The 18,604-nt window shown below is 63.8% G+C and carries 17 protein-coding genes (1 of these 17 only partly in view); 12 read left to right on the forward strand and 5 right to left on the reverse strand.

Annotated elements, in window-relative coordinates:
• Positions 1-12 precede the first annotated feature (12 nt).
• The 3 genes from IPQ13_06660 to IPQ13_06670 all read left to right on the forward strand — a co-directional run bounded on the left by IPQ13_06660 (position 13) and on the right by IPQ13_06670 (position 7,406).
• The gene (locus IPQ13_06660; protein MBL0210582.1) at positions 13-4,776 is read left to right on the forward strand and encodes a hypothetical protein; all 4,764 of its coding nucleotides are present in this window, start codon (positions 13-15) and stop codon (positions 4,774-4,776) included.
• Positions 4,777-4,869: 93 nt separating this feature from the next.
• Entirely contained in the window at positions 4,870-5,679 is an 810-nt protein-coding gene (gene rsmA, locus IPQ13_06665; GenBank protein ID MBL0210583.1) for a ribosomal RNA small subunit methyltransferase A, read from the forward strand.
• Complete coding sequence (locus IPQ13_06670) at positions 5,676-7,406, forward strand: ribonuclease J (protein ID MBL0210584.1); 1,731 nt, start codon at positions 5,676-5,678, stop codon at positions 7,404-7,406. The genes rsmA and IPQ13_06670 overlap by 4 nt, the downstream gene beginning before the upstream one ends.
• A 229-nt stretch (positions 7,407-7,635) precedes the next feature.
• On the opposite strand, the gene IPQ13_06675 is transcribed toward IPQ13_06670, so the two are convergent.
• From IPQ13_06675 to IPQ13_06685, 3 genes are read right to left on the reverse strand one after another with little or no spacing between them, the layout of a single operon-like run.
• Complete coding sequence (locus IPQ13_06675; protein ID MBL0210585.1) at positions 7,636-8,154, reverse strand: hypothetical protein; 519 nt, start codon at positions 8,152-8,154, stop codon at positions 7,636-7,638.
• A gap of 31 nt (positions 8,155-8,185) precedes the next feature.
• Positions 8,186-8,683, reverse strand: coding sequence for a hypothetical protein (locus IPQ13_06680; protein MBL0210586.1), 498 nt, complete (start codon positions 8,681-8,683; stop codon positions 8,186-8,188).
• Positions 8,680-9,309 (reverse strand): sigma-70 family RNA polymerase sigma factor, encoded by a 630-nt coding sequence (locus IPQ13_06685; GenBank protein MBL0210587.1) that lies wholly within the window; start codon positions 9,307-9,309, stop codon positions 8,680-8,682. Before IPQ13_06685 ends, IPQ13_06680 begins: the two co-directional genes overlap by 4 nt.
• Before the next feature lie 126 nt (positions 9,310-9,435).
• Here IPQ13_06685 and hpt point away from each other — a divergent pair, with 126 nt between their 5' ends.
• The 9 genes from hpt to prmC are packed head-to-tail and all read left to right on the forward strand — an operon-like array spanning position 9,436 to position 15,798.
• Positions 9,436-9,966: a hypoxanthine phosphoribosyltransferase gene (gene hpt, locus IPQ13_06690; protein ID MBL0210588.1), complete on the forward strand. Its 531-nt coding sequence runs from the start codon at positions 9,436-9,438 to the stop codon at positions 9,964-9,966.
• Complete coding sequence (locus tag IPQ13_06695; GenBank protein MBL0210589.1) at positions 9,963-10,511, forward strand: hypothetical protein; 549 nt, start codon at positions 9,963-9,965, stop codon at positions 10,509-10,511. Before hpt ends, IPQ13_06695 begins: the two co-directional genes overlap by 4 nt.
• Positions 10,508-11,527 carry a DNA polymerase III subunit delta gene (holA, locus tag IPQ13_06700; protein ID MBL0210590.1) on the forward strand — a complete coding sequence of 340 codons (1,020 nt, stop codon included), beginning with the start codon at positions 10,508-10,510 and terminating at the stop codon, positions 11,525-11,527. Before IPQ13_06695 ends, holA begins: the two co-directional genes overlap by 4 nt.
• Before the next feature lie 9 nt (positions 11,528-11,536).
• Entirely contained in the window at positions 11,537-12,664 is a 1,128-nt protein-coding gene (locus tag IPQ13_06705; GenBank protein MBL0210591.1) for a DUF4382 domain-containing protein, read from the forward strand.
• Between the two features lie 57 nt (positions 12,665-12,721).
• Positions 12,722-13,702 (forward strand): fumarate hydratase, encoded by a 981-nt coding sequence (locus IPQ13_06710; GenBank protein MBL0210592.1) that lies wholly within the window; start codon positions 12,722-12,724, stop codon positions 13,700-13,702.
• A gap of 54 nt (positions 13,703-13,756) precedes the next feature.
• Positions 13,757-13,999, forward strand: a complete 243-nt coding sequence (locus IPQ13_06715; protein MBL0210593.1) for a DUF433 domain-containing protein — start codon at positions 13,757-13,759, stop codon at positions 13,997-13,999.
• Positions 13,996-14,376 (forward strand): DUF5615 family PIN-like protein, encoded by a 381-nt coding sequence (locus IPQ13_06720; GenBank protein MBL0210594.1) that lies wholly within the window; start codon positions 13,996-13,998, stop codon positions 14,374-14,376. Before IPQ13_06715 ends, IPQ13_06720 begins: the two co-directional genes overlap by 4 nt.
• The gene (locus IPQ13_06725; GenBank protein MBL0210595.1) at positions 14,330-14,962 is read left to right on the forward strand and encodes a fumarate hydratase C-terminal domain-containing protein; all 633 of its coding nucleotides are present in this window, start codon (positions 14,330-14,332) and stop codon (positions 14,960-14,962) included. Before IPQ13_06720 ends, IPQ13_06725 begins: the two co-directional genes overlap by 47 nt.
• A complete protein-coding gene (gene prmC, locus IPQ13_06730; GenBank protein MBL0210596.1) occupies positions 14,959-15,798 on the forward strand; it encodes a peptide chain release factor N(5)-glutamine methyltransferase in 840 nt (279 codons plus the stop codon). The genes IPQ13_06725 and prmC overlap by 4 nt, the downstream gene beginning before the upstream one ends.
• On the opposite strand, the gene IPQ13_06735 is transcribed toward prmC, so the two are convergent.
• Entirely contained in the window at positions 15,795-17,309 is a 1,515-nt protein-coding gene (locus IPQ13_06735; protein MBL0210597.1) for a hypothetical protein, read from the reverse strand. The two genes, prmC and IPQ13_06735, sit on opposite strands and share 4 nt — an antisense overlap.
• Positions 17,306-18,604 carry the 3' portion of a methylenetetrahydrofolate--tRNA-(uracil(54)-C(5))-methyltransferase (FADH(2)-oxidizing) TrmFO gene (trmFO, locus tag IPQ13_06740; GenBank protein ID MBL0210598.1) on the reverse strand. It continues 63 nt past the right edge of the window, so only the last 1,299 of its 1,362 coding nucleotides appear in the window; the start codon falls outside the window, past its right edge; the stop codon is at positions 17,306-17,308. Before trmFO ends, IPQ13_06735 begins: the two co-directional genes overlap by 4 nt.

Here is an 18,604-nt window from a genome sequence, read left to right on the forward strand (position 1 = left end):
CAGGAGGCCACCATGGCCAGCTACTTCAAAGCCGCCTTTCGTTCGTTCATCGGTCTGCTGCTGGGCCTGGTCCTAGGCGCGGGGCCTCTGTCGGCCCAGGTGGATCCCCGGCTCCAGTCCACCAAGACCGACTTCCTGGACCTCTACCAGCAGTCCAGCAGCGTCAAGGTGAAACCCGAGATCGTTACGGTCTTCGACTTCTCGGGATCCATGGATGCCCTGATGTTCCACTCGACCTTCCCCAATACGCCTACCGGGGATGTGGGTGGAAACAGCATGAGTTTCAGCATCTCCGGAGGCGGTGGCAACAACACCTACACCGTCAAGGCTGTTTCGCGGCAGGATTCCAGGGTCACGGCCTCGGTGGATCTCACCGTGGATAGCGGCGGGAATGTGACGGCCTCGAATTACGTGACGGCCTATCCCCACAGCACCAATACCTCTGGTCATAACGTGAGCAGTGTCTATACAAAATCCTCGCCGATCTCCATCGCCGGGACCAGCGGGAGTATTTCGATTTCAATAACTATCTATATTTACAACAATACCAGTGGCAGCAGAACGGTGAATACCGGCATCAATCCCTGGTCCGTCACCCCGGCAGGTTCGACCCTCAGCCCCACGACCAGCACTTTTTCGTCGTCGCTGGCCAGGACTACCCTCACCTCCAGGCTCAACACGACCACCTGGACCGTGCCGGCCTACACCCCTCCCACGCCTCCCACCTTTTCAGCTTCCATCAGCGGCGATACGGTCACGCCGACCTTTGTCGCCCTGGTGAAGCCGGATGGCAGCCTCGTCACCGCCGCCGATGCGGATTCCAGCAAGGCCTCCGGCTCCACGCTGTTCGGCGTGTCCTTTGGTTATAACGATGTCCGCAACTGGGTGCGCGCGGCCAGCCACGCCCGCTATTCCTATTCCGATGGGGGCACGCTGCGGACCATCGATATCCCGATTCCATGGAAAATCACGGATGGCGCCTCCACGGGAAATCCGCTGAGTTCCTTGACTGCCTACGATCCAGTGGTGACCAAAACCGTCAATGGCAGCCCGGTCACCTATGGCAGCGGCCTGAATGTCGAACTGGACCTGAACTACAACATCAGCAATGGGCAGTATGTGCTGGCGGGGTCTTCGGCGAGAGCCACCTCTTCCTCCACCAAGAATGTCACCTACCGCGGCGACTTCGTGGATTGGCTCTTCAAGGGCAAGTACACCGCCGGATCCTATACGGGCAAATACGTCATTTTTGATGCGGTGAATGCCGCCCTGGCCGGGGGCCAGGGGAGCCCAGCCTGGGGCCAGGGATATGGCTCAGGGTTCGGGGGCGCCACGATCAAGGTGCCGGTGCTCAAGCTGGACGGCACCTATTCCGGCAGCGAAGTCGACAAGGCTGCCTCGCTGAACATCATTCCCGCAGTCTCGCGCACCCAGGCCGTGAAACGGGCCGCCATCAAGACCTGGATCCAATATCAGAACGATGTGTTCTGGGCCTTCCGCCTGCTGGACAACACCGAATCCGGGAGCGGCAGCGCAGAGACCTTGTCGAACAGCACCACGAGCTATTCACCACTGACGGGTCCGATCTCCACGTACACAGGAGGCGATAATTCCGCCTGGGTCCTGATGAACGGCAATTCCGTCAACGGCATGAACATCATGGCGAGCCTCTTCGCCGACACCTGCACGCCCTTGACCTATGCCACGGCCCGGGCCCTCGCCCAGTTCACGGACATCAACAGCGTCTTCAACGCGGTCGAAGTGGGTGACTACAAGCCATCCCAGTGCATGAACCACTACCTGATCGTGTTCACCGACGGCCTTGACAACAATTCCTGCTACGGCGCCAGCACCAGCGCGACGCCCTACGTCACGGGCGCCGGCACCGCCGCGGACCCCTACATGGTCAATGCGAAGAACGGCAATGAGCAGATCATCGCCGCTCCTGGCAGCGTGGACCGGTGGGGCGCCAACTGGAACATGTTCACGTTCAGCGCCATCGCGGCCCATCTCTCGGATTCATCCCTGGGCGCCGTGAATGCGCAGTACATGCCTGCTCCGGCCACGGCCGTCACCTCAGGCGTCCCGTCCGCCCTCCTTCCTTTCGCCATCAAGAAGCGTGGGAGCCCGGTCGTGACCTTCGATAAGGACCACCGGATCACCACCATGACCCTGGGCGTGAGCCTCGGCGGCCTGTACACCCAGGCCGGTCCGAAGCGGAACATGTTCCTCGCCGCTGCCCTGGGCGATCCTGCCCTGACCTCCTGGCGCCTGGATACCCTGGAACCCTTCGTGTGGGTTCCGGATCTGGTGGATCCAAGCACCGGAAAGAAGAAGGACGGCAGCATCTTCTTCTTCGACGCGAACGATCCGGAGAAACTCCTGTCGGATCTCGGGCATGCCTTCCAGTCGGCGCTCGGCCCCTCGAATATCAATTCCACCACCAACCCGAACCTGCCGTTCATCGGCGCCAGCCTTGGCAAGCAGATCTTCATCGGCAAGTTCCAGCCGCCCGCGAACGGCGGACCGATCTGGCCCGGCGATCTGCTCATGTTCGCTACCAAGGAAATCAACAACCAGACCGTGATCCTCAACAACAATGCGGATGTCACCACCACCCTGGACGCCTCCACGGCCCAGTGGTCGGCCATGACCGCGCTGCGGAACAACCGCCTGTGGAGCGCCCGGAATCTCTGGACGCGGCTACCCGCCACCTCCACAGCCGAGCCTGGCCTCGTTAAATTCAGCGATGTGGATCCCCAGTACTCGGTCATCAAGAGCGCCGTGCTGACCCTGGCTCCGACGGCCACCACCCAACCCTACCCGGTGGCGCCGCGGGTGCCCGCCGCCACGGACGCCGCGAAGAAGCTCGTGATCCAGAACGCCTCCGGTGGAAACGTCGCCGGCGCCCTGGATGGCACTGGCCGGCCCACCACCAACCGCAGCACCATCATGGGGGACATCATCGATTCCAACCCCGCTGCGATCGAATACAAGTTCAGCGATGTCTCTTCGGGCTTCACGCCGGCTCTCAGTTCCTTTGGCGGCAACCGCTTCCGCCTGGTCCTCACCGGCACCAACCAAGGCTGGCTGCACGCCTTTGGCGAAGTCAGCATGGAAACCACCAAGCTGGACAGCGCCATGAAGCCCCAGACGCTGACCAAAGGCGCGGTGGACGAGCTCTGGAGCTTCATGCCCACGGATTTCCTCGGCCAAATGGATGCCGTGTACAGCCTGACGAACAATCCCCACCGCTTCATGGTGGACGGCGCGCCGATCATCTACCACCTCGACATGCCGCCTTCCGCGGGCGGCAGCGGCAATGGCGTCGTCGACAGCACGGAACGGACCATCGCCATCGTCGGCCTGAGGAAGGGCGGGCGCAGCTACTACGCCCTGGACATCCACGATCCTTACAATCCATCCATCAAATGGTCCCTCTGCCCCGATGAAGCGGCGAATTTCAACAGCTCCCGCCTCGTCAGCGGCGGCCCGGATCTGGCGACCGTGAAAAAGATCCTCGGCAGCCTGGGATTCTCCACCGCCACTCCTGGCCTCGGGCGTGTGATGTTCAACGGGGTCCTGCGGGACGCGGTCTTCTTCACAGGCGGATACAGCACCTCTGACGTGGAGGCCAATTTCAAGGATGCTTCCGGCAACCCGACCAAGCTCGGCCGCTCCGTGCTGGCTCTGGATGTGTATACGGGCGAGGTCCTCTCCGCCGTGGATATGACCGCCTTCGATGCTTCCATCGAATGCATCCCCGCCGGCATGATTCCCTTCGAATTCTTCCTCAATTCCGGCATGGCCCAGCGCTCGTATTTCCTCGACTTCAAGGGCGGGTTGTGGGCCTGGGGCTCCCTGAAAGCCGATGCCGCCGGACCCTACAAAGACTACCGGCAGGACTCTTCCGACCTCGCCAAATGGACCGCGGATGGGGCCGTAGGCTCGACCGCGGGCATCCGGAAAGTCGCCAAGGACGGCACCGGAAACAATGCGCTCTACAGCACCTTGCCCGCGCCTTTCAGGGTCGGGGCCTTCCCTGGCCAGGCCAAGACGGCCGGATCGCCTCCTCCCGCAGCCGTCGGCATCGCCATGATGAGCGGCGATCGCTACAACCCGGTGGATGCCCAGTACACCACAGGCGCCGGCGGCACCCGGCCCACCAACCACCGCCTCACCGTCGTGTTCGACAGGCAGGACAGCAAGGCCTGGAGCCTCGACACCAACGGGATCCAAGACGCGAATCTGCTGAACACCGCCCTCCTGGCGGCGCCCACCACGACCACGATCGATGACCGCATCAATCCGGGCAAGCCCACCTACTACCTTACGAATACGGGTTCCCCTTATTTCGGCTACTACAAGAACCTTCCGGGCATCAGCGCCACCAACCTGATCCCCAAGGGCATCACCGAACCCAATGTGGTCGCGGGAAGCCTGTTCTACACCTACTTCGATCCGACCGTGGCGGATCCGTGCACTGGAGGAGACGGCATCTCCTACAGCAACCTGATCTGCGATGTGTTGAACCCGGTCATCGACGACAGCGCCCGCAGCGCGCTTCTCCAATGCGTCAGCGGCAACCAGGCCACCTTCGCCGGGGTGACCTCGAACTACACCAACTATGGCACCCGCGGCGTCATCCAAGGCGGTTCGATCGCCGTAGTCAATCCGCTTCCTGGTGAATCCAAGACCGCCTTGAAGCTGCAAACCATTCTTGGTAAACAGCAGGAGCGCTTCCCCAAGGTCCGTGTCTGGCGCACCGTCCGCTGACCTTTCAACCATACCGTTTTTCCAAGGCACCGGCTCCGGCCGGTGCCTTTTTCGCGCGGCGCGCGGCAGGGGAATGGCAACATGGACTCACCCATGGATGAACCCCCGCGCAGCCTCCGGCCCAAGAAGGAATTCGGCCAGCATTTCCTGGTGGCGCCGGGCGCGGTCCGGGCCATCGTGGGAGAGACGCTTCGCTGCGAGGCCCCGGCCTTGCTGGAAATCGGGCCCGGCGGCGGGGCCATCACGGGGCCGCTGCTGTCGGATGGGCGGCCGCTGTTCGCCATGGAACTCGACGAGGAGGCCGGCGCGGTCCTGCGGGATCGGTTCGCCGCCGCCGGGAATTTCCATTTGGCCATGGGCGATGCGACGGAACTGCCCATGCCGGGCCCCGGCCCCTGGGCGGTGGTGGGCAATCTGCCCTACAACGCCGCCACGGCCATCCTCACGCGCTTCCTGGTGGAAGACATCCCGTGGCAGCGGATGGTGCTGATGTTCCAGCTCGAAGTGGGCCAGAAACTCATGGGCAAGCCTTCGGAAAAAAATTATGGACCCCTTTCGGCGCTGGCCCAGCTCACCACGAAAATGACCAAGCTGTTGAAGCTCGGACCCTCCGCTTTCGCGCCGCCTCCCAAAGTCGACTCCATCGTGATCACCTTCGAGCCCCGGGTGGACGCGCCGCCGCTCGAGCTGCGGATGCCGTTCCTGGGCTGGCTTCACCATAGTTTCGGCCATCGCCGCAAAACGCTTTCCAACAATTGGTCCGGAACGCATGCTCCGGAACTGGTGCGTGGCATCCTGGAAAGCGAAGGGCTCGATCCCGCCATCCGCGCGGAGGCCCTGACGCCCGAACAGTGCTGGCGGCTGTTCATGGCGTTTCAAAGAACCGAAAGGACCATTCATTGACAGGCCTCCAAGCTTTCCACCACGCGCCTCCCTTTGAAGGCTGGGACCAGCCCCCGGCGCCCGGGGAACTGCGCCTGGTGCCCATCGGCGGCCTCGGCGAGTTCGGCATGAATGCCCTCGCCGTGCATTGCGCCGGCGGCCTGGTGCTCATCGATTGCGGCCAGCTCTTCCCCTCGGACGACCAGCCGGGCATCGACCGCATCGTGCCGGACTTCGCCTACCTGGAGCCCTTCGCGGACCAGGTGCTGGCGGTGCTGCTCACCCACGGCCACGAGGACCACATCGGCGCGCTGCCCTACTTCCTGCGCCGCTGGCCGGTGCCGGTCTACGGCACGGCCTTCACCCTGGGCCTGGTGGCCGGGAAATGCCGCGAGCACGAGATTCCCACGGAAGGCATCCTGCGGGAGGTGCATGATTTCGACCGCCGCGCGGTGGGGCCCTTCGAAGCGGAATGGGTCCCCGTCACCCACAGCATCCCCGACGCCTGCGCCATCGCGCTGCACACGCCCAACGGCACCATCGTCCACAGCGGCGATTTCAAGCTGGATGCGCATCCTACAGATGGCCGGCTCACGGGCATGGCGCGCTTGCGGTCGCTTGGCGGGGAAGGCGTCCGCATGCTGCTTTCGGATTCCACCAATGTGATGCAGTTGGACCCCACGCCTTCGGAATCCGTCTGCGCCGGAGGCCTCCGCGACGCGCTCCAGAAAACGAAGGGGCGCCTGGTGGTGGCCACGTTTTCATCCAACATCCACCGCTTGCAGACCGTGGCGGATCTGGCCTATGAAACCGGCCGGAGCGTCTGCATGGTGGGCCGCTCCCTGGAACGGAACATCGAATTGGCCAGGTCCCTGGGCCGCTTCAAGCTCCCGGACGACATCCTGGTGAAGCCCGCCGATGCCTACCGCTACCAGCCCGGGGAGCTGGTCCTGGTCTGCACCGGCAGCCAGGGCGAACCTCAGAGCGGGCTGATGCGGATCCTGCGGGGCGAGGTGAAGAACCTGGCCCTGGGCGTGGGGGACCGGCTCATCCTCAGCGCCCGCCCCATTCCCGGCAACGAAGTGGGCGTCTCGCGAATGCTGGACGCCGCAGCCCGCTTGGGCGTGGAGACGAGCCTGGACGGCATCGGCCCCATCCACGCCACCGGGCACGGGCATCGGCCGGATCTGAAGACCATGATCGAAACCCTCAAACCCGACCACATGGTGCCCGTGCACGGGACTTTCCGGAATCTGCAAGCCCACGGTGCCGTGGCCAAAGGAGCGGGTTGGGCGACGGACCACATCCATCTCCTGGACGGCGGTTCGTGCCTGGTGCTGGCGGAGGATGGATCAGTTCGTAATTCCGGCCAAGTTCCGGTTGGTCGCTGTTTTATTGACGAAGGGGTCGAACATAGCGTGGATGCCCGTGTGGTGCATGACCGCCTGATCCTGCAGGAGGACGGCGTCATCTTCGCCACGCTGATGCTGGATCCGGATGGCGATCGCGTGGGCGAACCCTCGATCCTGAGCCGTGGCTTCGTGATGCTTTCCGATGACGAGGCCTATGGCGACCTGTTGGGGGCCGCGCTCATCAAAGCCTTTGATGAAGCGCCCCGGGCCATCCGCAAGGACCGGGAGGCCCTGAAGGAACTGCTTCGCCAATCCCTGCGCCGGGTCATCCGCAAGACCACGCAGACCAGGCCGCTGGTGGTGCCGGTGCTCCTGGATGCGCCCTCGGAAAACTAGGCCGAAAACCAAGATTGCAGGCTATTGAAGTAGCTTTATACGTAAGATTGGAAAAAATAAAATTAATTTAACATTAAATTAAATAAAACAAAAAGGATTCACCGCCAAGACGCCAAGAAAAATTTTTACTCAATCGACTCGACAGGGTTTTCTTGGCGCTCTTGGCGTCTTGGCGGTGAATATAATTTTTTTTAATGTATTCGGATAAAAGCAATAAAAGAACAATTAACTAGTTCATCCGCCGTTGCCGGCCTTCCTTCACGGCTTCCCGGATGCCTTCGCGGATGGTCCTCTGCAGGTCATCCACCAGGATGATGAGCCGCACCTGCTGGGCCGGGGAAAGCTGGGCGCGGATGTCATCCTCGAATTTCAGCTTCAGATCCTGCTGCTGGCGCCGGAGTTCAAGGAATTGGTCCAGCAGGGGCTTCAAACGCGCATTTTTGTCATCCTCGGCGCCGGGACCCATGAGGATCTGGTTGAACTGGCTCCGGAGCTGCATCATCTGGCGGGCCCGCTGTAAAAACTCCCGGTCATAGACCGACCAGCGGTGGGCAATCCCCTTGGCCCGGTCCTCGGGCACGCCGAGGGTCTGGGCAATGCGCTGGGTGCGGAGGGTCATGAGCCAAGGAGCCGCGGCGGCGGCGTCCATGCCCTGGGGTTCGTCCCGGCGGGGGCGGGGAGGCCCCTGCTGGGCCATCGCGGCGGTCGCGGCCACGGCCGCCACCACGATCAGCAACTGTTTCCTCATAGCGTCTCCTTCTTGGCTTCCGCGTAGTTTCTCAATGGCTCTTCCGGACCTTCTCGGCGAGGCGCTGGATCTCCTCGGGGCTCAGGCTCTGCATCTGCACCAGCACGTCATCGCTTTCCTGGAAGGGCGCGTCCGCCAGCGGCAGTTCCTTGGTTGGCTCGGATTCCTTCACTTTGGCTTCCACCAGGGGCGTGCGGTTGGCTTTCCCGGCCCAGAAGCCACCGGTGCCGATGGCCAGCATGAGGGCCGCGGCCGCGGCCCAGAGGGCCGGATGGAAGCGATGCCGCGCTGCGGCCTGGATCGGCAGCTTGCGCTGCACCCGGCCGGGCAGGGCCTCGAAGTAGCCCGCGGGGGCCATGGCGTGGGCCTCCCGTGGATCTTCCAGGGCCAGCCAATGGACGCGCATCTCCGAAAGGGAAGGGCTTTGCCGCACCAGCGCCTCGATGTCGGCAGGCAGATTGAGCGGATCCGCCTCGATGGCCCGCAGGGCCGTTTCGAGCTGTTCAGGGGTGGGGGCTTGAGGCTTCATGGTTTGCCTCCATGGATGTAGGTCGTGAGGTTCTTGATGGCATGGAAGATGTGGGCTTTGACGCTTCCGACGGAAGTGCCCATTTCCAGGGCGATGCGTTCGTATTTCCAGTCGTTGTGCAACTTGAGCATCAAGGCCTGTTTTTGCCGCTTGGGCAGCCTGGGGATGGCTTCCCGGAGCAGGCGCCGGGATTCCTGATCCAGCAGGGCCGTCATCTGATTGTCTTCGATGCGGAGGGCGGGATGTTCCATTCCCTCCTCCGCCAGATCCAGGCTTTCCTGGTTGTTGCGCATCCGGTCGAGGTAGTTCAGGGCCTGGCGGGTGGTGATCGTGATGAGCCAGGTGCGGAAAGAGCTTTCATGCCGGAAACCCGGAAGGGCCCGGTAGACCCTCAGGAAAGTCTCCTGGACCACATCGTCGGCGTCCTGGTGGCGCTTCAGGATGGAAATGGCCTTGCCGTAGACATCCCGCTGGAAGCGCTGCACCAGGTTGGCGAAGGCCGCCTGGTCGCCCCCTTGGGCGGCCTCGACCCAGACCCGCACCTCGGGCGCGTGGTAGGGGGAGTCTAGGTCGGCCTGGGTCATGGATGGCTCGGGTCTGTCGAAGGTCTCGGTGAGGGCCATCATCAGGTCGCCTATGGGGTCCAAGCAAGGGTTGGATTGGATGCTGCTGTTCCCGGTTCTTTGCTAGACCCGAAGGAAGGCCTTAGGGTTGAATGAGCTTTGACCTTCATCCGACCCATGAGGCCCTGAATGAATCCCAGCCGCGACCGCATCGTGCCCATGCTTTCCGAAGCCCAGATCCGGACCCGGATCCAGGAGCTGGGAGCCCAGATCGGTGCGGACTACGCCGCCAAGGATGTCGTGGTGGTGGGCCTTCTCAACGGCGTCTACCCTTTCTTTGCGGACCTCACCCGCGCGATCCAACTGGACTTCGATATCGGCTTCATGCAGGTGTCCAGCTACCATGGCGGCACCGAAAGCACGGGCGAAGTCAAGATCGTGAAGGACCTGGATTCCGCCATCCAGGGCCGCCACTGCCTGGTGGTGGAGGACATCGTGGACACGGGCACCACCCTGTTCAAGGTGCGCAACCTGCTGCTGGACCGCGGACCGCTCAGCCTGAAAGTCTGCACCCTGCTGGACAAACCCAGCCGGCGGAAGACCCCGGTGCCCGTGGATTATGTCGGTTTCACCATCGAGGACCATTTCGTCGTGGGCTACGGGCTCGACCTGGATGGCAAATTCCGCAATCTGCCCTTCGTGGGGATCTACCAGCCATGAAAGGGCCGCTGGCCGTTCTGGCGCTGGCGGGAAGCCTGGCCTGCGGCTACCACCGGCTGGACAAGGTGCCCCATCCAGCGGCATGGATGAAGAAGGGCACGACCATCCGGCTGGCCAAGTTCAGGAATCTGACGCCCCGGCTGGGATTGGAGGAACGGTTCACCAAGGCCCTTGAAAACCGCATCGTGGCGGCTTCTCCATGGAAATTGGTGACCCAGGGCGCGTCCAGCCGCTATGTGCTCCAGGGAACGCTGCTGAGGTACGAAGTGCGGCCCATCGGGCTCTCCCTGGGCACCGACCGGCTCAAGGCGTCCGCCGGCGGCGCCAGCCGGGTCGAAATCGTGGTGGTCGCCTCCCTGGAACTGCTGGATGGGCAGACCGGCATCGTGCTGGCGCGCCGGCCGGGCCTGACCTTCTCCAATCAATACCGCGTGGACCAGAACTTCGCCAGTTTCGACAGCCGGGAGATCACCGTGGTGGAAAGCCTGGCGGACGATTTCGCCGAGAGTTTCATCACGCAGTTGCTGGAAGGCAATGACCAATGAGTGCGCCTGCCGCCTGGCTGCAAGCCGATCTCGCGCTCATCCATGGCGAGGATTCCGAAGCCAGGCGCCAGGCCGTGGAGGCATGGAAATCCTCGCGGGTGGACCCCGAGTGGGCGGAGTTCGCCCTGAGCGTCTGCAGCGAGAACGCGCCCTGGGGCGAGGTCGTGAGCGCCCTTTCGGAGTCAGGCCCCATGGGCGTCGCGCGGGTGGTCATCGTGCCCCAGGCGGACCATCTGCTGCAAAAACCGAAGGACCTTCCCGCGGCGGTGAAAGGCTGGCTGACCAAGCCGCCGCCGGACACGCATCTGCTGCTGGTGGCCCGCACCCTGCTATCGGCGGGTCCCGGCAAGCCGCTGGGGGCGAAGCCTTTTTCGGATTGGGTGAAGGAAGGCCGCGTGCTGAAGGTGGGTGTCCTCGAAGGCGATGAGATCCGCAGTTTCGTGGAACGCGAAGCCGCGGCGATGGGCTTGAAGCTCGATGCCGGCGTCGCGGCCCTCGTGGGTTCGCGCATCGGCGGCCATGCGGGCCTGCTTCGCCGCACGCTCGAAGTCCTGGATCTGCTCGCGGACGATCGCCGCGTGAGCGCCGCGCTGGTGGCCCAGGCCACGTTCAGGCTCGCGGAGCAGAGCGCTTTCGTGTGGTCCCAGGCCTGGCAGAAAGGCCAGGCCGACCGCGCCCTGGAGGCGCTCCGGCAGGCGCTGGAGGATGATCCGGGGGGCGCGCCGCTGCTGCTCCTGGGCCAGGCCCGCCGCGAAGTGGAGCGGGTCTGCAACCTGGCCGAAGCGGGTGGGTTGCGGGGCGCGGATCTGACGGCCGCCGTGGGTCTCGGCCCCCGCCAGGACTGGCTCCTGGAAGGGTACCAGCGCGTTCTGGCTAAGCTGAGAACCGATGGCGCGCGCCGTCTGCTGGCCCGGATCGGCGAAGCTGACCGCGACATCAAGGGCCAGGCCATCGGACCCGTCAGCACCCTGACGGATCTCACGCTGGGCCTTTGCCGGGCCTGGGGCGGCCGCTGAGGAGGAACCATGGGAAAGCTTGCATCGATGGCCGCTGCGGCGGGATTTGGCCTTCTGCTTTCCTGCAGCGGCGGGAGCGGCCCTGGCGACAAGGCCACCGGCACCACCAGCAACCTTTCAGTCCACCTGGTCGGAGCCCCTGGCGATGGCGTCCAGGCCCTCAGCCTGGCCATTCAAAAAGTCGAATTGAATGGCCCCAACGGATGGGTGGCGGTGGCTAGCCCCAATGCGGCCTTCTCCCTCATGACCTTGGTGGACGGCAGCTCCGCGGTGCTGACGAACGGCGCCAGCCTGGCCTCGGGCACCTATTCTTCCGTGCGGCTCACGCTGGGGCAGGGCAGCACGGCCCAGCTCGCGGGCGGCAATGCGGTGCCGCTGGTGCCCGTGGCGCAAGCCTTCGTGTTGCCATTCAATCTGACGATCGGAAGCAATGTTGCAGATCTCACGCTCATCGTGGACCCAGGCCGCTCGGTGCAACCCAAAGGCAGCACGCTCGTTTTCGCGCCGGAGTGGCGCGCCGTGGACCGCAATGCCACCGGGTCCATTTCTGGGACGTTCACGGACAACCTCGGCCAGCCGCTGGCCGGAGCCCTGGTGACCGCCCAGTATTTCCAGGCCTTCGGCGAACCGGTGATCCTGCGCCGGGCGCTCACGCGCGCCAATGGCGCGTACACCCTGGACCTGCTCCCCTTCGGCACGGCCTGCTATTCGGTATGCTTCCCTCAAGTGGGCGCGAAATCCTTCGATGCGAAAGCCAGCTTGGTCTTCACGCCGCAGAGCGGATCGCCATCCGGCACGTTCACAACCAGCTTCTCGCCCCGGGCCGATCTGAGTTCCACCAGCGGCACAGTGACGCCGGTCACGAATTCGAGCCAGAGCGATGAGATCCAGCTCGTCTTCGGCCCCATCCTGGCCGGCAGCGAAATCCAATCCTTCATCATCGGAACAAGTCCTGGAATCCAGCAGGGCAGCGCGGAATCATGGGCCTTCACGAAGCTTCCCGGCGGCAGCACCTATCAGCTGCGCGCCAAGCGCCGCACCTGGTCGCCGGACAGCAGCTTCGCCGAGCAGACCAGGTTCAGCGGTGACTATGCCTTCCTGACGAACATGGATTTCCATTACGACTTCTTCTTCTGAGGTTGAGCTGGAGCGGGCCGAGGCAGACAATGGGGAGCTGATCTTTCTGGAGTTCCCATGGCTGAATGCGCGATCCCCACACTCACCCCGATGGATGTGGTCGAAAAAAAGTCAGTGCTGCCCGGGAGCTACCGCGCGGATATGAAGGACCTGGGGAATCTGGACCTCACCGCCCCGGTGCTGGAGCTGATCCGGCGCACCAGCTCGCGGCTGCCCCAGGATGTGATCGATGCGCTGGTGAGGGGCCGCGATGCGGAGGAGGAGGGCTCCCGCGCCTTCAACACGCTCAACGATATGGTGCGGAACATCCTGCTGGCCGATGGCCACGTCACGCCGCTCTGCCAGGACACGGGCACGGACATCTTCTGGGTGCGCCATCCCTTCGGGCTGAGCCAGCGGAAGGCCAAGCAGCAGATCCGGGAGGCCATCGTCGAGGCCACGAAGCGTTCCTGGCTGCGGCCGAATTGCGTGGAATCCCTTTCAGGCAAGAACAGCGGCAACAACCTGGATCCCTTCCATGAAGGCCATCCAGTCGTGCATTTCGAGGAATGGGAAAAGCCGGAAATCGATGTGGCCATCATGCTCAAGGGCGGCGGTTGCGAAAACGTCGGCGCCCAGTACCGCCTGCCGGATGTGGCCATCGGCGCGGGCCGCGATATCGGCGGCGTCCGCAAAGCCATCATCGATGCCGTGGTGAAAGCCCAAGGGCAGGGCTGCTCCCCAGGCATTCTCGGCGTGGCCATCGGCGGCGACCGCGTCACGGGCTACGAGAAATCCAAGGAAGTCATTCTCCGGAAGCTCGGCACGCCGAATCCCGATCCCAAGATGGACCAGTTCGAAAAAGACATCACCCAGGATTTGAATACGCTCGGCATCGGCCCCATGGGCTACGGCGGCAACACCACCGTGCTGGGCGTGTTCGTGGAGGAGATGTTCCGCCATCCCGCCAGCTTCTTCGTGAGCATCAGCTACATGTGCTGGTCGTCCCGGCGGAGGGTGATGACGATTGGCGCGAGCGGGGAAGTGAGCTTCGATTAAGAATTGAGAGAAGATCCAAGTGCTTAGCCCCCAACTTCCCATGAAGGTGCTGCCATGACCACCGCCGATTTGCTTGCGCGCATCACTTCGGATCCCTCTATCTGTTTTGGCAAACCATGTGTTCAGGGCCATCGGATTTGGGTCTCCTTCATCCTGGATCAACTTGCGGACGGTCGGAGCGTCGGGGAAATTCTGCAAGACTATCCGGGCCTCCAGGAAGTCGATATCCGAGCCTGCATCGCTTATGGCTCCGCGATGGCACGTGAACATTTCGTGGCGGTGCGGAGCGCCTCATGAGGGTGAAGCTTGACGAAAACCTCGGAGAGCGGGGTGCCCGCATCCTGCGATTGGTCGGGCATGACGTGGCCACTGTGGTCGAACAGGGAATGTCAGGCGCGCAGGATCAGGCGCTGATTGACGTTTGCCGGACCGAGGGGCGTTGTCTCATCACCCTTGATAGGGACTTCTCCAATCCTTTCATATTTTCACCTGACCGATACCCAGGCATCGCGGTACTTAAGGTCATGGACGATGCACGTACTGAGGCCGTCTTCCAAGCCTTGCGGGTCCTCGCAGTTGCGCTGAACCAAGGGGATATACGCGGCAAACTATGGTCCGTCAGCACCGATGGATACCGTGAATGGCAACCCAGCGTTTCAGAAGACAAGGAGTGAACCCATGATCCGTCTCACCACACCCATTTCCGAAGCGCAGGCCCGCCAGCTCAAGGTGGGCGACGAGGTGCTGCTCAACGGCAAGCTCGTGCTGTCCCGCGACATCGGTCACAAATACATGAAAGAGCAGAAGCCCGAATGGCTGAAGCCGATCCTCAAGGACATGGTCATCTACCACTGCGGTCCAGTGGTGAAGAAGAACGAGGACGGTTCCTGGTCCTTCGTGGCGGCGGGTCCCACCACCAGCATCCGCGAAGAACCCTACGAAGCCGATGTCATGGACACCTACCAGGTGCGCGGCGTCATCGGCAAGGGCGGCATGGGCAAGAAGACCAGCGACGGGCTGGTGAAGACCGGCGCGGTCTACTTCCACGCCACCGGCGGCGCGGGCTCGCTGTTGGCCGAGCGGGTGAAGCGGGTGGCGGACGTCCACATGCTGGAAGAATTCGGCAGCCCCGAGGCCTTCTGGGTCATCGAAGTGGAGGACTTCCCCGTGGTGGTCACCATGGACAGCACCGGCGCCTCCCTGCACGAAATCGTGCTGGCGCAAAGCCAGGAGCGGGCGAAGGCGCTTACGGCCAAGTGACCATCACCTTTTCTGAACTCCGTCTGGATCTGGCTTCGGCGTTGGCCCATTTCCTGGAGCCCGATGAGGCGTCAGCCGAGAGCCTGCGCTGGTTCGAAGACGGCCTCGATTGGAACCGCGCGAAGCTCTCCGCCCATGGCGAGGACGCTGTCCCGGCCCTCGTCCGCAGGCAGGTGGGCCAGTGGCTGCGCCGCCGCCGGGAAGGCGAGCCCTGGGCCTACATCATCGGCTTCGAGCGGTTCCGCGGCCATCGCTTTGAAGTCACGAAGGACACGCTCATTCCGCGGCCTGAGACGGAACTGGTGTTGGAGGCGGCCCTCGAAACAGGGCGCCGCCTGGGCCTCCGAAGGGCCTGCGATATCGGCACGGGCAGTGGCATCCTGGGCATCTGCATGGCGCTGGAATCCGATTGGGAAGTCACCGCCTCGGACATCAGCCAGGGCGCGTTGGCTGTGGCCAGGCGCAATGCGGAGAAACACGGGGCGGAGCTGAGGTTCGTCGCGGGCGATCTGCTGGCGCCCATCCCGGACCCGCTGGAATTGGTGGTCTCCAACCCGCCCTATGTGGATCCCGCCGACGCTTCCACGCTCCAGCGGGAGCTGTCCTTCGAGCCCGCGCAGGCCCTCTTCGCCGGAGACAAAGGGTTGGCCCTCTCCACCGGAATTCTTCAACAGGCCAAAGCCCGCGGGGCCCGAGCGGCCGTGTTGGAGATCGGAACTGGGCAGGGCGCGGAGCTGATCGAGCGAGCCCGCGGGATGGGTTGGACCTCTGCGGCGGTGCGCCAGGATTGGGCAGGCCACGACCGGGTCCTGATCGCCGAAACCAAACCAGCCTAGTTTTTTGGACTTCCCGGTAGGCCCTCGAGTTCCACCATCGGGGAAGGCGGAGCCTTCACGACGAGCGGCCCCAGCGTGGGTGGCGGCAAGGCTTGGCCACTGGTTCCTGCAGCCAGCAATGGCAAGTCTTTCAGGGGAAGCCACCAGGCCTGGGTGCCGGAATCGAAGAGGAATCCGCCTGCTTCCGGCTGCAGGGCGCCATCGCCGAGGGGAATGCTGAAATCCGAGGGGGGGCCGAGTTTCCGCCAGCACTCGGTCCAGGAAGCGCGCTTGATCGCGCCGCTCTCTGGATCCCAGCAGTAGACCCGGTCCAGGCCCTGGTGCAGGTAGGTTTCCCAGGCGCCACGATCGACGCCTTCGATGGTCTGGGGCGGTGCCGCTGGCATGGGTGCTGCCGTGGCGGCCGCATCAGGTTTCGTTTCGCCATCCGTTGGTGCTGGATTCGGAACCGGGGCTGTCTCCTGAGTGGGATTGGCCACGGGCCGCAGCAGGGTTGGCACTGCCAGGCCGAACCAGAGCCTGCCTTCGGGATCGCTCCCCAGCAACTGCAGCAGTTCCGCGTCCTTCTCGTAGGGCGCCGGGATCGCGAAAGTCCTGGGTTCCCACAGGGCCACGGGCGTGCCATCGGGTTCCACCTGGAGGAGACGTCCCGGTTCCGGCTGCCACCATATTTTTTTCCCGTTGAACGCAAGGCTGCTTTTCGGTTCCACGAACCCCAAAGGACCCGGCGCGGGCAGCGAAAGGTGGTTCCAGCCCTCCTTGCCCAGATAGGCGGAAAGCCCCATGCGGTGGGAGATGAGCATGTGCGCGCCGCCGGTCGGAACCAGGTCCGTGATGTCCTGGATCTCCGGCGGCAGCTCCATGGCTTGGGCGATGGCGCGGGGGCCCTTGGCGCCCTCTCGCTCATCCGCCTGGAGAGCCAACGGAAGGCGCACCAATTCGCCCTTGTCCCCGTATCCGATGACGGTGTTCATGGCTCCGGCCGCACCGCTGGCGGCCTGGCCCTGGTCCAGGGCCAGCCTTTCAACCGCAGCCCTGTGGCTCCAGCGCACGGATTGCGTGTTCAAGTCCACGGCGACGATCAGCGGAACATCCGCCGAGGTGGCATCCTGCGCGCGGTAGAGCAGCACGGCCGCGTTGCCGGGGACCACCACGGCGTCCCGCAATTGGGCAAAGCGGTAGAAGCCGTCCGTCACGCCATCGGGGCGGGGCACGTGAAGCTGCGCGATCAGCAGGCCGTTTTGAAAAATGCCGATCTGCTGCTGGTCCGTTTGGGTCAACACCTGGGCCACTTCGATGCCGCCGGCGGTGGGGCGCAGCCAATGGAAGGTGCGGAGCGGTCTGCCCCCATCCGTGAACCTGAAAAGCCGGCCCGCCCCCAGGTTGTCCGCGGAGAAACTCGTGAAGGATTCATCCAGGGAATAGGGGGTGGAGCCGGTGCGCAGCAGCCACCAGGCGCTGCCGCCCAGGGCAAGGGCCACGAGGAACGCCAAGAGCAGTGCTTTCTTCATGGTTCGACTCCGAGTTCCAACTGGTAAGCCGCCAACGCCGCCAGCGCGCGATCCCGATGGGCCTGCCCCTTGGCTTGTTTCAAGCCGCGCGCGCCGCCCGCGCGTTTGAGGGCGCGATGGTCCAACGACCCCTCGGGCAGGGCAGGCAGAAGCCCCAGCATGGCGTTGGTGGGGCCGAAATCCTTCAAGGAGGCATTCGCCAGGTAGTGCAGCAGGGCGCCCAGCATGGTTTCCCGCGGAAAGGCCGCAGGCGGTTTCCCTTGCAAGGCGCGTTGAATGAAAACAGCCGCCGCGAGTCCACCCGCCGCGGATTCCAGGTAGCCCTCCACGCCGCTGAGCTGCCCGGCTATCCACAGATTGGGCACGGCCTTCACCGCGAGGGTCGCATCGAGGACCTTCGGCGCCTGCACGTAGGTATTGCGGTGGATGCTTCCGAACCGCACGAATTCCGCTGCTGCGAGGCCTGGAATGAGGTGGAGCACTGCTTTTTGGGCGCCCCACTTCAGCCGGGTCTGGAAGCCCACCAAGTTGTAGAGGTCGCCCGCCAGCGTGTCCTGGCGCAGTTGCACCGCGGCGTAGGGCCAGCGGCCCGTGCGGGGATCGTCGAGGCCCACGGGTTTCATGGGGCCGTAGCGGAGGGTCTGGCGCCCGCGGTCCGCCATGACCTCGATGGGAAGGCAGGCTTCGAAATAGGGCGTGTCGAAATCATGCAGATCCGCCCGCTCCGCGGCCAGGAGCGCATCCATGAATCGTTCGTATTCAATGTCCGTGAGCGGGCAATTGATGAAATCAGCTTCGCCCTTGTTGTAGCGCGATGCCCTGAACGCGATATCCATATTGATGGAATCCCGCTCGACGATGGGCGCGATGGCATCGTAGAAAAAGAGCCGGTCGCCGCCGCAAAGGCTGGAAAGCCACTCGGCGAGCGGCTCTGCCGTGAGCGGCCCCGTCGCGACGAGCGTCGGGATCGAGAGATCCGGCGCTTGTTCCGTGGCCTCGGTCCATACGATGTTCGGGTGCTGTTTCAAGGCCGCGGTGACCAACTGCGAAAACGCCTCGCGATCCACCGCCAGCGAATTGCCTGCGGGCACGCGGGTGGCTTCGGCGCAGCGCAGGATCATCGAGCCCAGGCGCCGCATCTCTGCCTTGAGAATGCCCGTGGCGCTCGCGGCATCGTCGCTCTTGAAGGAATTGGAGCAGACCATTTCGGCCGCGTGGCCCGTCTGATGGGCGGGAGTCATCTGGCGGGGGCGCATCTCCGAAAGGCCCACACGAAAACCCGCTTGGGCCAATTG

The sequence above is a fragment of the Holophagaceae bacterium genome (assembly GCA_016720465.1).
Taxonomy (GTDB): domain Bacteria; phylum Acidobacteriota; class Holophagae; order Holophagales; family Holophagaceae; genus JANXPB01.